An 11,940-nucleotide genomic window follows, 5' to 3' on the forward strand; every position below is an offset into this window, starting at 1 on the left:
AGGCAGCACGCCATGGGCGATGTCGGGTCGGTGGGGGCAGGGCGGCGGACGGATCCCGGAGCGGAGCGCGTTCCGGCGGTGCCGGGCTTCGCGCCGCGGGCGGCCATGGACGCTCCGGGGCGGACGCCCAAGGCGCTGGGGAAGGCACTGCGGGCCCGGGTGCCGCGTTCCTCGCACGACTCGCTGGTGCTCGCCGCGAGCCGGCCCGACGCCGTGCGGGCCGTCGAGGAGTCGAGCCGGGGCCGGGTGCCCGAGCTGACGCCGATCCGGGTGGGCCGGATGGCCGCGACCCCCTTCGCCTTTCTGCGCGGCGCTGCCGGGCTGATGGCCCAGGACCTCACGGGCACCCCGGTCACCGGGGTCGGCGCGCAGATCTGCGGGGACGCCCACGCGGCGAACTTCGGCCTGTACGGGGACGCGCGCGGCCGGCTCGTCATCGATCTGAACGACTTCGACGAGACCGTGGTCGGCCCCTGGGAGTGGGACGTCAAGCGGCTCGCCACCTCGCTGGTGCTGGCCGGCCGTGAGGCGGGCGCGGACGAGGACACCTGCCGGCGCGGGGCGTGCGACGCGGTGGGCGCCTACCGGCGCACGATGCGGCTGCTGGCGAAGCTTCCCGCGCTCGACGCGTGGAACGCGATTGCCGACGAGGAGCTCGTCTCGCACGCGGACGCCCGCGATCTGGCCGGCACGCTGGAGCGCGTCTCGGAGAAGGCCCGAAACAACACGAGCGCGCGGTTCGCGGCCAGGTCGACCGAGGCGGTGTCCGAGGAGGGCGGGGCCGGCGGGGGAGCCGCGCAGCGGCGCTTCGTCGACGCGCCGCCCGTTCTGCGGCGGGTGCCCGACGAGGAGGCGGCGGCGGTGGCCGCCTCGCTCGAGGAGTATCTGAGCACGCTCTCGGAGGACCGGCTGCCGCTGCTCGCGCGGTACGCGGTCCACGATGTGGCGTTCCGGGTGGTCGGCACCGGCAGCGTCGGGACGCGCTCGTATGTGGTGCTGCTGCTCGATCACCGGGGCGAGGCGCTGGTGCTGCAGGTGAAGGAGGCACGGGCCTCCGCCCTGCTGCCCCATCTGCCGGCCGTCGGCTTCGAGGAGCCCGCCGTGGTGCACGAGGGGCGCCGTGTGGTGCTCGGGCAGAAGCGGATGCAGGTGGTGAGCGACAACCTGCTGGGCTGGACGACGGTCCGGGGCAGGCCGTACCAGGTGCGTCAGTTCAGGAACCGCAAGGGGAGCGTGGATCCGGCGGCGCTGCCGGCCGACCAGATCGACGACTACGGCCGGATGACCGCCGCGCTGCTGGCCAGGGCCCACGCGCACAGCGTGGACCCGCGCCTGATCGCCGGATACTGCGGCAAGAACGAGGAGCTGGATGTGGCCGTGGCGGCCTTCGCCGTGGCGTACGCGGACCGTACGGAGGCGGACCACGCCGCGCTGGTGGCGGCCGTCAGGAGCGGGCGGATAGCGGCCGAGCTCGGGGTGTGACGGCCCGGGCCGGGGCGGAGGCCGCCGGTATCACCCGTACGCTGGACGGGTGATGCACGACGCCCCCGGGGAGCCGACGATCCGTAACGACGACGAGCAGGACGTACGAGACGTGCCTGATGCGACGGAAGCCACGGTGGCGTCGGGCGGGGGTGAGGCGGCGGACGCGCTGCGGCCCGAGGCGCGGCTGGACAAGGCCGTGCGCGCCGCTGAGCAGGCGCTGATCGAGTTCGAGATCGCGCTGGAGACCTTCCGGATCGAGGTGGAGAACTTCTCCCGGCTGCACCACCAGCGGCTCGGCCCGATGTACTCCCGGCTGGACGAGCTGGACGCGATGATCGCCGAGGCCCGGGCGGCGCGCACCGGCGACGCCGAGGATCTGCGCAAGGCGCGCGAGGCCCGCGCGCTGGTGCAGCCGATGCCGGGGGTGGAGGAGCTCTTCCACGACTGGCTCGACTCCGAGGGTCTGTCGCCGGAGGCGGCGGCGATGCTGACCGATCGGCCGGTCCGGCCGCCGAAGCGGGTGCGGCCGAGTGACGAGGCCCGCAAGCTCTACCGCGATCTGGTGCGCAAGGCGCATCCGGATCTGGCGCGGGACGACAAGGAGCGGGCGCGGCGTGAGGAGTTCCTCACGCGGGTCAATGCCGCGTACGGGCGCGGGGACGAGCCGCTGCTGCGGGAGCTGGTGGAGGAGTGGGCGGCCGGGCCCGCGCCGCAGGCGCCCCGGCTGAGCGAGAGCGAGGAGCTCTACGCCCGCCTGGAGTGGCTGTCGCAGCGCAAGGAAATGCTGGCGGTGGTCGCGCAGGAGCTGGAGGAGAGCGCGATCGGCGCGATGCTCAGGATGGCGCCCGAGGACCCGGACCGGCTGCTGGAGGAGATCGCCGAGCAGCTGCTCGCCGAGGTCTCCGAGCGTGAGACGGAACTGGCCAAGCTGGTGCAGTAGGTTTTCCGGAGTCCAGTCCGGCAGTCCTGCCGCGGTTCCGGTCACGGTTTCAGTCACGGTTTCGGTTCCGGCCAGGGCGCCGGCCCCGGTCCCGGTCGGCCCCCGGTCCGCCCGGTCACGTACGAGAGAAGGCACCACCCATGAACTTCGCCCCGCTGCCCTCGGTCGATGTCGCGGCGGTTCCGTCCGACGGCCTGGTGCTGGATGTCCGGGAGGACGACGAGTGGGCGGCCGGTCATGTCGAGGGCGCGCTGCATGTCCCGATGAGTGACTTCGTGGCGCGCTTCGCGGAGGTGACCGAGGCGGTGGCCGGGGGCCGGAAGGCCTATGTGATGTGCCGGGTCGGCGGCCGCTCCGCACAGGTCACCCAGTATCTGGTGCAGCAGGGCGTCGACGCGGTGAACGTGGAGGGCGGCATGCTCGCCTGGGACGGTGCCGGGCGTCCGATGGTCGCCGGCGACGGCACCGCGGCGTTCGTCCTCTGAGCCCCGGCCCGCGCCTCTGTCCGAGGCGCGGATCCGGGACCGGCTCAGCGGTCGAAGTCCAACTCCACTTCCGCGGTGGCCGGGTGGGACTGACAGGCCAGGACGTAGCCCGCGTCCGTCTCTTCCGGTTCGAGCGCGAAGTTACGGTCCATCCTGACCTCGCCCGAGACCAGGAACGCCCGACAGGTCCCGCACACCCCGCCCTTGCACGCGTACGGCGCGTCCGAGCGGCTGCGCAGCACGGTCTCCAGCAGTGATTCGCCTTCCTGGACCGGCCAGTTGCCGGACCGGCCGTCGAGGGTCGCGGTGAGGGTGCTGTGCGCGGGGGCGCGCGCGGCGGCCGTGGCAAAGGCAGCTGTCGCCGCGGGGTCGGCCACTCCGTCGTCGACGTGGAAGATCTCCTGGTGGATACGGCCACGGGGCACCCCGAGGCCGCGCAGCGCGCGGTCGGCGCCGACCACCAGACCCAGCGGGCCGCAGAGGAACCAGCCGTCGACCTCGGCCACCGGGAGAAGCGCGGGCAGCAGCCCGGTCAGCCGCTCCTGGTCCAGCCGCCCGGACGGCAGGCCCGCCTGCTGTTCCTCCCGGGAGACCACCGTGACCAGCTGAAAGCGGTCCGGATAGCGGTCCTTGAGGTCGGCGACCTCTTCCAGGAACATCGTCGAGGCCACGGTGCGGTCGCTGCGGATCAGACAGAACCGGGCGGCCGGCTCCCGCGCCAGCAGGGTGGCCGCGATCGACAGCACCGGGGTGATGCCGCTGCCGCCGACGACCGCCGCGAAATGTCCCGCGCGCGGTTCGAGCACGAAGCGGCCCGTCGGTTCCATGACGTCGACCGTGTCGCCCACGGCGAGTTCCTTGAGGGCGTACGTCGAGAACTCGCCGCCCTCGACCAGCCTGATGCCTACGCGCAGCACGGGATCGGCGCCGGCGGGCGCGCTGATCGAGTACGTACGCCTGATCTCCTCACCCTGTGCGGTGCGGCGCAGGGCGATGTGCTGGCCGGGGGTGTGCCGGAACGCCTCGCGGAGCTCGGGCGGCACGGCGAAGGTGACGGCCACCGCGTCGTCCGTGAGCCGCTCGACCTCGCTGACCCGGAGCGGATGGAACATCTACAACTCCTTGAAGTGGTCGAACGGTTCGCCGCAGGCTGCACAGCGGCGCAGCGCCTTGCACGCGGTGGAGGAGAACCTGCTCAGCAGCTCGGTGTCGGTCGAGTCGCAGTGCGGGCAGCGGATGGCGAGCGTGAGCGCCACCGGCCCGTCGGCGTGGTGCGGGCGGGGCGGGGCTATGCCGAACTCCGCGAGCTTGCGCCGGCCCTCGGCGCTGATGTCGTCCGTCGACCAGGCCGGGGAGAGGACCGTGACGACCGAGACCTCCGGGATGCCGCGCTCGTGCAGCACGCGCTCGATGTCCGAGGACATCGCCTCGATCGCCGGACAGCCGGTGTAGGTGGGGGTCAGTTCGACCCGGACCGTGCCGGGGCCCGACATCCGGACGGTGCGCAGCACGCCCAGCTCCTCCAGCGTCACCACCGGCAGCTCGGGGTCGGGCACGGCGCCGGCCAGGCCGCGCAGCTCCGCCTCCAGCGCCGTCGTGGGCACGGCGGCGGCCGGGGCGTCCGGAGCGCCTGTGCCGGTCACCATGACGCTCCCGGGTGGCTGCGGTGCAGATGCTGCATCTCGGCGAGCATCCGCCCGAACGGCTCGGTGTGCAGTCCCTGCCGGCCGGCGCCCGCCGCCCAGGCCCCGGACCGCGGTCCGTCCGGCACGGCCAGCGTCGCCTTCTCCAGCACGGAGGTGACGGAGTCGAGCCAACTGCTCTCCAGTCCCTGCCAGTCGACGTCGAGCCCTTCGACGGGCTGGAACATCTCGCCGGTGAAGCGCCAGAGCGCCCCGCAGGCCAGCCGCATCCGGTCATGGCTCTCGGCCGTGCCGTCGCCGAGCCGCAGTGTCCAGTGCTCGGCGTGGTCCTGGTGGTACGCGACCTCCTTGACCGCCTTGGCCGCGAGCCCGGTGAATTCGTTGTCCCCGGAGGCCAGTTGCCGGTAGAGGAACAGCTGGTAGGTGGAGAAGTAGAGCTGGCGGGCGATGGTGTGCGCGAAGTCGCCGTTCGGCTGCTCGACCAGCTGGAGATTGCGGAAGGACCGCTCCTCGCGGAGGTAGGCCAGCTCGTCCTCGTCCCCGACGAGGGACAGCAGGATCCGCGCCTGCCCGAGCAGATCCAGCGCGATATTGGCGAGCGCGACCTCTTCCTCCAGCACGGGGGCGTGGCCCGCCCACTCCCCCAGCCGGTGCGAGAGCACCAGGGCGTCGTCGCCCAGGGCCAGCGCTGCGGCGGTGGCGGGGGTGGGGGTGGTGGCGTGGGCGGAGAGCGTCACCGGTACGTCGTTCACAGGTGCTTCACCCCCTCCGGGATCTCGTAGAAGGTCGGGTGGCGGTACGGCTTGTCGGCGGCCGAAGCGAAGAAGGGGTCCTTCTCGTCGGGCGAGGAAGCGGTGATCGCCGAGGACGGCACCACCCAGATCGATACGCCCTCACTGCGCCGGGTGTAGAGATCGCGGGCATTGCGGAGCGCCATCTCCGCGTCGGGGGCGTGCAGGCTGCCCGCGTGGGTGTGGGACAGCCCACGGCGGGAGCGCACGAACACCTCCCACAGCGGCCAGTCGGTCGAGCTGCTCATGCCGTCGCCTCCCTGCGCGTCGTGTCTTCCCGCGTCCCGCTGTCGTGCGGTGCCCGGGCGGGGCTGTGCTTCGTCGCGTATGCGGCGGCCGCCTCCCGCACCCAGGCTCCTTCTTCGTGCGCCCTGCGGCGCTGGGTGATCCGCTGTTCGTTGCAGGGCCCGTTGCCCTTCAGCACATCCCGGAACTCGGCCCAGTCGATGGCTCCGAAGTCATGCCGGCCCCGCTCCTCGTTCCACCGGAGGTCCGGGTCGGGGAGGACCAGTCCGAGGGCCTCGGCCTGCGGGACACAGATGTCCACGAAGCGCTGGCGCAGCTCGTCGTTGGAATGCCGCTTGATGTTCCAGGCCATGGACTGCGCGGAGTGCGCCGACTCGTCGTCCGGCGGGCCGAACATCATCAGCGACGGCCACCACCAGCGGTTCACCGCGTCCTGCGCCATGTCGTGCTGGGCGGGCGTCCCGTTGCTGAGGGCGAGCAGCAGCTCGTACCCCTGCCGCTGGTGGAAGGACTCCTCCTTGCAGATCCTGACCATCGCCCGCGCGTACGGGCCGTAGGAGCAGCGGCACAGCGGGACCTGGTTGGTGATCGCCGCGCCGTCCACCAGCCAGCCGATCGCGCCGACGTCGGCCCAGGTCAGCGTCGGATAGTTGAAGATCGACGAATACTTCTGGCGGCCGGAGTGGAGCTTGTCCAGCAGCTCGTCGCGGCCGGTGCCCAGGGTCTCGGCCGCGCTGTACAGATACAGGCCGTGGCCGGCTTCGTCCTGCACCTTGGCGATCAGGATCGCCTTGCGGCGCAGCGACGGCGCGCGCGAGATCCAGTTCGCCTCGGGCTGCATGCCGATGATCTCGGAGTGGGCGTGCTGCGCCATCTGGCGGACCAGCGAGGCGCGGTACGCGTCCGGCATCCAGTCACGCGGCTCGATGCGCTCGTCGGCGGCCACAGCCGCGTCGAACGCCGCCTCGAACGCCTCCACCGTGGTCTCCATCGTCGCCTCCGCAGCTGTCCCCGCGGTCACTGCCGTCATCCGGGCCCCCTACCGACCGATCGTTCGGTTCATCGACTTCAATGGTGAGTCGGCGGCCCGTAGGGTGTCAACCCTGTGGATAACTGAGGCGCACCAACGGGGATCGGGGCGGGATGGATTCGTACGACGACAAGGGTGTGAAAGCCGGGCCGCCACCCGGCGCCGGGATATCCGGCCTCTCCCTCCCCTATCAGGTGGTGGCCGCGGTCGCCCTCGCCGTCATCGGGCTGCTGGCCTGCGGTCATGTGGCCATGGTGTTCCTGCATGTCGCCCCGTCCAACACGCTGACCAAGCTGCACGGCGAGGCCGTCGACGACTGGATATATCCCGAGTTCGAGCAGAACTGGAAGCTCTTCGCGCCCAACCCTCTCCAGCAGAATGCCGCCGTTCAGGTGCGCGCCCAGGTGGAGATGTCCGACGGCGTACGGAAGACCACCGGCTGGATCGATCTCTCCGCCGCGGACGGCGAAGCGATCCGGGGCAATCCGCTCCCCAGCCATGTCGACCAGAACGAACTGCGCCGCGGCTGGGACTTCTACCTCGGCTCGCATGACAGCGAGAACCGCCCCAACGGACTGCGCGGACAGCTCTCGGAAGGCTATGTCCGCCGCATAGTGATGCTGCGCCTGGAGCGCCACGACCTGGGCGGTCCCGTGGAACGCGTCCAGATCAGGTCCGCCACCAGCGCGGTCGCGGCGCCCGTGTGGAGCAAGGAGAAGATCAACACCCGGCCCGCCTACCGGCTCTTCCCCTGGTGGACGGTGAACGCCGGGGACCTTCCCCGGGGCGTACGGAACGGCCGCACGGAGGCGGGCGAGTGAGCGAGCAATCGGTCGAGCGGCCGAGCACGGACCGGCGGGCGGCACGGGCCATCGAGCGCGTGACATCCACGGCCCTCGGCCCGTACCAGAGCGCGGTCGTCCGGATCGGGTTCGCCGGCACCTGGCTGCTGTTCCTGCTGTGGGAGCTGCCCCACCGCCGTGAGCTGTACGGGCCCGAGGGCCCCTGGAGCTGGGACATGGCCCAGCAGCTGATCGCGAAGAACGGTGCCTTCACCGGACTGATGTGGTCGGACAGCATGGTGTGGTTCGAGATCGTGTTCGCCCTCGCCGTACTGTCCAGCGCCTTGCTGTTGCTGGGCTGGCGCACCCGCACGATGTCCGTGGTCTTCATGTTCGGTGTGCTGTCGCTGCAGAACCGCAGCATCTTCATGGGCGACGGCGGAGACAACGTCATCCATCTCATGGCGATCTATCTCGTGCTGACCCGCTGCGGCCAGGTCTGGTCGCTGGACGCCAGGCGCGCGGCGCGTGCCGCGGCCCAGACCGGGGCCGGCGCCGAGGCTCCGGACGGCGCCGGGGCTCCGGACGGCGCCGATACCGTCGGCGGGGTCATGCGGGACCGGGTCGGGCCCGTCCTGTGGGCCGTCCTGGGCGTTTTCCTGCTCATCGGTACGGTGACGGACCGGGTCCAGGTCGAGACCTGGCTGATGGTCCTGTTCTGGGGGCTGTGGATCGGGCAGGGGCTGTGGTGGGCGGCGAACCGCTTCGCGCCCGGCGGTGAGCCCCGCGCCCTGCTGAACGTTCTCGCCAACCTCATCCACAATGCCGGACTCGCGGTCATCATGGCCGAGGTCTGTCTCGTGTACGCCACCGCCGGCTGGTACAAGATCCAGGGCTCGCGCTGGCAGGACGGCACCGCCCTGTACTACCCGCTCAAGCTGGACTACTTCACCCCCTGGCCGGATCTCTCCGACCTTCTCGCGTCCAGCGCGATCATGGTGATGCTGCTGACCTACGGCACGGTCATCGTGCAGGTCGCCTTCCCGTTCACGCTGTTCAACCGGCGCGTCAAGAATGTCCTGCTGATCGCGATGATCCTGGAGCACGCCGGTATCGCCGTGCTGCTCGGGCTGCCGTTCTTCTCGCTCGCGATGATCGCCGCCGACGCGGTGTTCCTGCCGACGATCTTCCTGACCTGGCTCGGCGGCCAGGTCGCGCGCCGGTGGGAGAGGCTCCAGCCGCGTCGCCGGAAGGATGTGCCGAAGCAGCGGAGCGACAGTACGGAGCACCCCCCTGCCCTCGTCGGGTGAGCGGCGGGGCTCGGCCGAGACGCGGGGATCTGGCGCCCAGGGCGCGGGGCGCGCGGAATGCGCACCTGGATGCCGACGTTGTCGCAGCATGAACGATTCGTCACGGAACGCCGCTTTTCCGTCCGCCGAACATGAGTCCGTCCGTGAGCGGCTGGCGGACGAACGTGCCGGCACGCACGCGCAGATCGCGGCACTGAGCCGTGACTTCGACGCGATCGTCGAGGCGAACGCTCTGGTGGCGGTCGACGACGAGCACGACCCGGAGGGGTCGAGCACCGCCTTCGAGCGGGCCCATGTGGCCGCCATGCTCGGACAGGCACGTGACCATCTGGTCGAGCTGGACCGGACACTCGAACGGCTGGATCGAGGGGACTACGGGCGGTGCGAGGGGTGCGGCGAGCCGATCCCCGCGGAACGTCTGGAGGCGCGGCCGGCGGCGCGGACCTGCGTGCGCTGTGCCGCCATCCACCCCCGCTGACCGGGGGCCCGGAACGAAGTGCCTGGTGAACGCGGGCAAGCCGTACGCTGAGGCGATGAACGACGCTGATGCCGCCCTCGCCGTACGGCAGTGGCGCGAGGCCGGCCCCGACCTGGTGGTGCTCGACGGCTTCCACGCTCTGAAGCACGCGCTCCGGTTCGGCGCGGACGTACGGTCGGCTGTCACGAGCGACAAGGATTCCGCCCTGGCTCTGGCCGCGGAACTCGCAGACGACATGACCGACGCGATCAGGGAATCCGTCGTTGAGGTACCGGCCGAGGTCCTGCGCGAACTGGTGCCGAGAGTCCATGCCACCCGGATGGCCGCCCTGGCGGTCAGGCGTGGCCGGCGGACCAATCTGGACGCGCTGTCGGCGCAGCCGCGTCAGTCACCCGTCGTGGTCCTGGACAACCCGCGCAATCTGGGGAACGTCGGGGCTGTGGTGCGGCTGGCCGCCGGATTCGGGGCGACCGGTGTGATCACTACCGGCGACATGGACCCGTGGCACGCGAACGCCGTGCGCTCGGGGGCCGGTCTCCACTTCGCCACCGCCGTCGAGCGGCTGTCTCCCGAGGAGTTTCCGCCGGGGCCGCTGTACGCGCTGGACCCGGAGGGGGACGACATCAGGTCCGTGGACATCCCGGATGACGCGTTGCTCGCCTTCGGCTCCGAGCGGCACGGGCTCTCGGCGGAGATACGGAGCCGGGCCACCAAGCTGCTGTCGCTCCCGATGCGTCCCCAGGTGTCCAGCTACAACCTCGCGACCAGCGTGGCCATGACGTTGTTCCACTGGGGCGGCCCGGCCGGAACCCCGAGCGGGCCGGCCGAGGGCGGCTCCTCCGCGCGGTCCGCGGACATCCCGGCGCCGCCCGCCCTGTGACGAGAGGCGCCGGGGACTCGGTCCCGACAGGCTCTCAGGCCTGGCGCCGCACTTCCACCACCCGGAAGCGGTTCGCCACGAACGCCGCGTCGCACAGAGCGGCGTTCGCCGCGGGGTTGCCCCCGGAGCCGTGGAAGTCCGAGAAGGCCGCCGTCTGGTTCACGTACACCCCGCCCGTGAGATTCAGCGAGAGCTGAGCGGACTCCTCCAGGCAGACGTCCTCGATCGCGCGCTCCGTCTCCTGCGAGGTGGTGTACGCGCCGACGGTCATCGCGCCCTTGTCGCGCACGGTCCGCCGCAGCAGCTCCAGCGCTTCCGGAGTCGAGTCCACGGCCACCGCGAACGACACGGGGCCGAAGCACTCGGCGAGATACGGCACCTCGGTGTCGCTCGCCGCCCCGCCCTCCCAGGCCTTCTCCCAGACCTTGCGGGCGCCGTCAGCCTTCACGATCGCGGGCGTGCGGACCACGGCGTCCGGGAAGTCCGGGTTGGCCACCTCACGCGAGGGGAGCGCGACGTCCCCGAGCCCGGCGGCCGCCTCCAGGCGGGCCTTCACATCGGGGTTGACCAGCGCGCCCAGCAGCGCGTTGGCGCGGGCGTCGTCGCCCAGCAGCCCGGCCACCGAGGCCGCGAGATCGGCGACCACCTCGTCGTACGACTTCTCGCCGGCGTCCGTCGCGATGCCGTCCCGGGGGATGAGCAGATTCTGCGGGGTGGTGCACATCTGGCCGCTGTACAGCGAGAGCGAGAAGGCCAGGTTGGAGAGCATCCCCTTGTAGTTGTCGGTGGAGTCGATGACGACCGTGTTGACGCCGGCCTTCTCCGTGTACACCTGGGCCTGGCGGGCGTGGGTCTCCAGCCAGTCGCCGAAGGCGGTCGACCCGGTGTAGTCGATGATCCGGATCTCGGGGCGCACGGCCAGCGACTTGGCGATGCCCTCGCCCGGCCGTTCCACGGCCAGGGCGACCAGATTCTGGTCGAAGCCGGCCTCGGCGAGCACCTCACGGGCCACCCGTACCGTCAGGGCGAGCGGCAGGACCGCGCGCGGGTGCGGCTTGACCAGGACCGGGTTGCCGGTGGCCAGGGAGGCGAACAGGCCCGGGTAGCCGTTCCAGGTCGGGAAGGTGTTGCAGCCGATCAGCAGCGAGATGCCGCGCGGCGCGGCGGTGAAGGACTTCCGCAGGTCAAGAGGGTCGCGCTTGCCCTGCGGCTTGGACCAGTCGGCGACGGCGGGCGTACGGGTCTGTTCCTGGTACGCGTACGCCACGGCCTCCAGGCCGCGGTCCTGGGCGTGCGGCCCGCCCGCCTGGAACGCCATCATGAAGGCCTGGCCGCTGGTGTGCATGACCGCGTGCGCGAACTCGTGCGTACGGGCGCTGATCCGCGCCAGGATCTCCAGACAGACCAGGGCGCGGGCCTCGGGCCCCGCCTCGCGCCACGCGCCCATGCCGGCCCGCATGGCGGGCAGCAGGACGTCCATGTCCGCGTGCGGATACTCGATGTCGAGCGCCGGGCCGTAGGGCGAGATCTCGCCGCCCGTCCAGCCGTCGGCGCCGGGCTGGTCCAGCTCGAAGCGCGTCCCGCGCAGGGCCTGGAAGGCGCCGAGCCCATCGGCCGGCGCGCTCTCGCCGTACGCCTTGGGGTGCTCGGGATGCGGGGACCAGTAGGCGCGGGTGCGGATCGCGTCGAGGGCCTGGTCGAGCGTGGGCCGGTGCTTCTCGGAGAGCTGCTGGGGGCTGAGCTGGGCGGCCATCACGGACCAACTCCTCGGTCGGGCTGAGCATCGGGGGGCACAGGCAGGGACATGAACTGACAGACAGAGTTAGAGTAACCGAACGATCGGTCGGGACAAGAGGGCTCGGTCAACCTG

At 71.5% G+C, this 11,940-nt stretch carries 13 protein-coding genes; 7 read left to right on the forward strand and 6 right to left on the reverse strand.

Annotation, left to right across the window (positions count from 1 at the left end; all coding sequences use genetic code 11):
• Nucleotides 1-12 precede the first annotated feature (12 nt).
• From ACZ6MZ_RS01515 to ACZ6MZ_RS01525, 3 genes are all read left to right on the forward strand, one after another.
• Nucleotides 13-1,482 (forward strand): DUF2252 domain-containing protein, encoded by a 1,470-nt coding sequence (locus tag ACZ6MZ_RS01515; protein WP_469349103.1) that lies wholly within the window; start codon nucleotides 13-15, stop codon nucleotides 1,480-1,482.
• Nucleotides 1,483-1,531: 49 nt separating this feature from the next.
• Entirely contained in the window at nucleotides 1,532-2,425 is an 894-nt protein-coding gene (locus ACZ6MZ_RS01520; protein WP_389782692.1) for a J domain-containing protein, read from the forward strand.
• Nucleotides 2,426-2,565: 140 nt separating this feature from the next.
• On the forward strand, nucleotides 2,566-2,910 hold the full coding sequence (locus tag ACZ6MZ_RS01525; RefSeq protein WP_384178424.1) for a rhodanese-like domain-containing protein: 345 nt from the start codon (nucleotides 2,566-2,568) through the stop codon (nucleotides 2,908-2,910).
• A 44-nt stretch (nucleotides 2,911-2,954) separates the two neighbouring features.
• Here the strand turns inward: ACZ6MZ_RS01525 and ACZ6MZ_RS01530 are convergent, their stop codons facing one another.
• Genes ACZ6MZ_RS01530 through paaA form a run of 5 tightly spaced genes read right to left on the reverse strand, consistent with a single transcriptional unit; the run spans nucleotide 2,955 to nucleotide 6,620 of the window.
• Nucleotides 2,955-4,022 (reverse strand): 2Fe-2S iron-sulfur cluster-binding protein, encoded by a 1,068-nt coding sequence (locus ACZ6MZ_RS01530; RefSeq protein WP_469349105.1) that lies wholly within the window; start codon nucleotides 4,020-4,022, stop codon nucleotides 2,955-2,957.
• Nucleotides 4,023-4,556: a 1,2-phenylacetyl-CoA epoxidase subunit PaaD gene (paaD, locus tag ACZ6MZ_RS01535; RefSeq protein WP_469349107.1), complete on the reverse strand. Its 534-nt coding sequence runs from the start codon at nucleotides 4,554-4,556 to the stop codon at nucleotides 4,023-4,025. It abuts the gene before it with no gap.
• Complete coding sequence (gene paaC, locus ACZ6MZ_RS01540; RefSeq protein WP_469349109.1) at nucleotides 4,550-5,305, reverse strand: 1,2-phenylacetyl-CoA epoxidase subunit PaaC; 756 nt, start codon at nucleotides 5,303-5,305, stop codon at nucleotides 4,550-4,552. The genes paaD and paaC overlap by 7 nt, the downstream gene beginning before the upstream one ends.
• Nucleotides 5,302-5,592 (reverse strand): 1,2-phenylacetyl-CoA epoxidase subunit PaaB, encoded by a 291-nt coding sequence (gene paaB, locus ACZ6MZ_RS01545; protein ID WP_383914018.1) that lies wholly within the window; start codon nucleotides 5,590-5,592, stop codon nucleotides 5,302-5,304. The genes paaC and paaB overlap by 4 nt, the downstream gene beginning before the upstream one ends.
• Nucleotides 5,589-6,620 (reverse strand): 1,2-phenylacetyl-CoA epoxidase subunit PaaA, encoded by a 1,032-nt coding sequence (gene paaA, locus ACZ6MZ_RS01550; RefSeq protein WP_469349112.1) that lies wholly within the window; start codon nucleotides 6,618-6,620, stop codon nucleotides 5,589-5,591. Before paaA ends, paaB begins: the two co-directional genes overlap by 4 nt.
• Nucleotides 6,621-6,733: 113 nt before the next feature.
• Here paaA and ACZ6MZ_RS01555 point away from each other — a divergent pair, with 113 nt between their 5' ends.
• From ACZ6MZ_RS01555 to ACZ6MZ_RS01570, 4 genes are all read left to right on the forward strand, one after another.
• Complete coding sequence (locus ACZ6MZ_RS01555; protein ID WP_469349113.1) at nucleotides 6,734-7,441, forward strand: DUF5819 family protein; 708 nt, start codon at nucleotides 6,734-6,736, stop codon at nucleotides 7,439-7,441.
• Entirely contained in the window at nucleotides 7,438-8,712 is a 1,275-nt protein-coding gene (locus tag ACZ6MZ_RS01560; protein WP_469349115.1) for an HTTM domain-containing protein, read from the forward strand. The genes ACZ6MZ_RS01555 and ACZ6MZ_RS01560 overlap by 4 nt, the downstream gene beginning before the upstream one ends.
• An 88-nt stretch (nucleotides 8,713-8,800) precedes the next feature.
• Nucleotides 8,801-9,190, forward strand: a complete 390-nt coding sequence (locus ACZ6MZ_RS01565; protein WP_469349117.1) for a TraR/DksA family transcriptional regulator — start codon at nucleotides 8,801-8,803, stop codon at nucleotides 9,188-9,190.
• A gap of 55 nt (nucleotides 9,191-9,245) precedes the next feature.
• Complete coding sequence (locus ACZ6MZ_RS01570; RefSeq protein ID WP_469349119.1) at nucleotides 9,246-10,070, forward strand: TrmH family RNA methyltransferase; 825 nt, start codon at nucleotides 9,246-9,248, stop codon at nucleotides 10,068-10,070.
• 34 nt (nucleotides 10,071-10,104) lie between these two features.
• On the opposite strand, the gene paaN is transcribed toward ACZ6MZ_RS01570, so the two are convergent.
• Entirely contained in the window at nucleotides 10,105-11,823 is a 1,719-nt protein-coding gene (gene paaN / locus ACZ6MZ_RS01575) for a phenylacetic acid degradation protein PaaN (RefSeq protein WP_469349120.1), read from the reverse strand.
• Nucleotides 11,824-11,940: the final 117 nt, after the last annotated feature.

The organism is Streptomyces sp. NPDC042201, assembly GCF_055582185.1.

What these genes read in the sequence shown, in the direction of transcription:
- ACZ6MZ_RS01515 (WP_469349103.1), top strand. Translation starts at nt 13, where the DNA reads ATGGGCGATGTCGGGTCGGTGGGGGCAGGGCGGCGGACGGATCCCGGA.
- ACZ6MZ_RS01525 (WP_384178424.1), top strand. Translation starts at nt 2,566, where the DNA reads ATGAACTTCGCCCCGCTGCCCTCGGTCGATGTCGCGGCGGTTCCGTCC.
- ACZ6MZ_RS01530 (WP_469349105.1), bottom strand. Translation starts at nt 4,022, where the DNA reads ATGTTCCATCCGCTCCGGGTCAGCGAGGTCGAGCGGCTCACGGACGAC.
- paaD (WP_469349107.1), bottom strand. Translation starts at nt 4,556, where the DNA reads ATGGTGACCGGCACAGGCGCTCCGGACGCCCCGGCCGCCGCCGTGCCC.
- paaB (WP_383914018.1), bottom strand. Translation starts at nt 5,592, where the DNA reads ATGAGCAGCTCGACCGACTGGCCGCTGTGGGAGGTGTTCGTGCGCTCC.
- paaA (WP_469349112.1), bottom strand. Translation starts at nt 6,620, where the DNA reads ATGACGGCAGTGACCGCGGGGACAGCTGCGGAGGCGACGATGGAGACC.
- ACZ6MZ_RS01555 (WP_469349113.1), top strand. Translation starts at nt 6,734, where the DNA reads ATGGATTCGTACGACGACAAGGGTGTGAAAGCCGGGCCGCCACCCGGC.
- ACZ6MZ_RS01565 (WP_469349117.1), top strand. Translation starts at nt 8,801, where the DNA reads ATGAACGATTCGTCACGGAACGCCGCTTTTCCGTCCGCCGAACATGAG.
- ACZ6MZ_RS01570 (WP_469349119.1), top strand. Translation starts at nt 9,246, where the DNA reads ATGAACGACGCTGATGCCGCCCTCGCCGTACGGCAGTGGCGCGAGGCC.
- paaN (WP_469349120.1), bottom strand. Translation starts at nt 11,823, where the DNA reads ATGGCCGCCCAGCTCAGCCCCCAGCAGCTCTCCGAGAAGCACCGGCCC.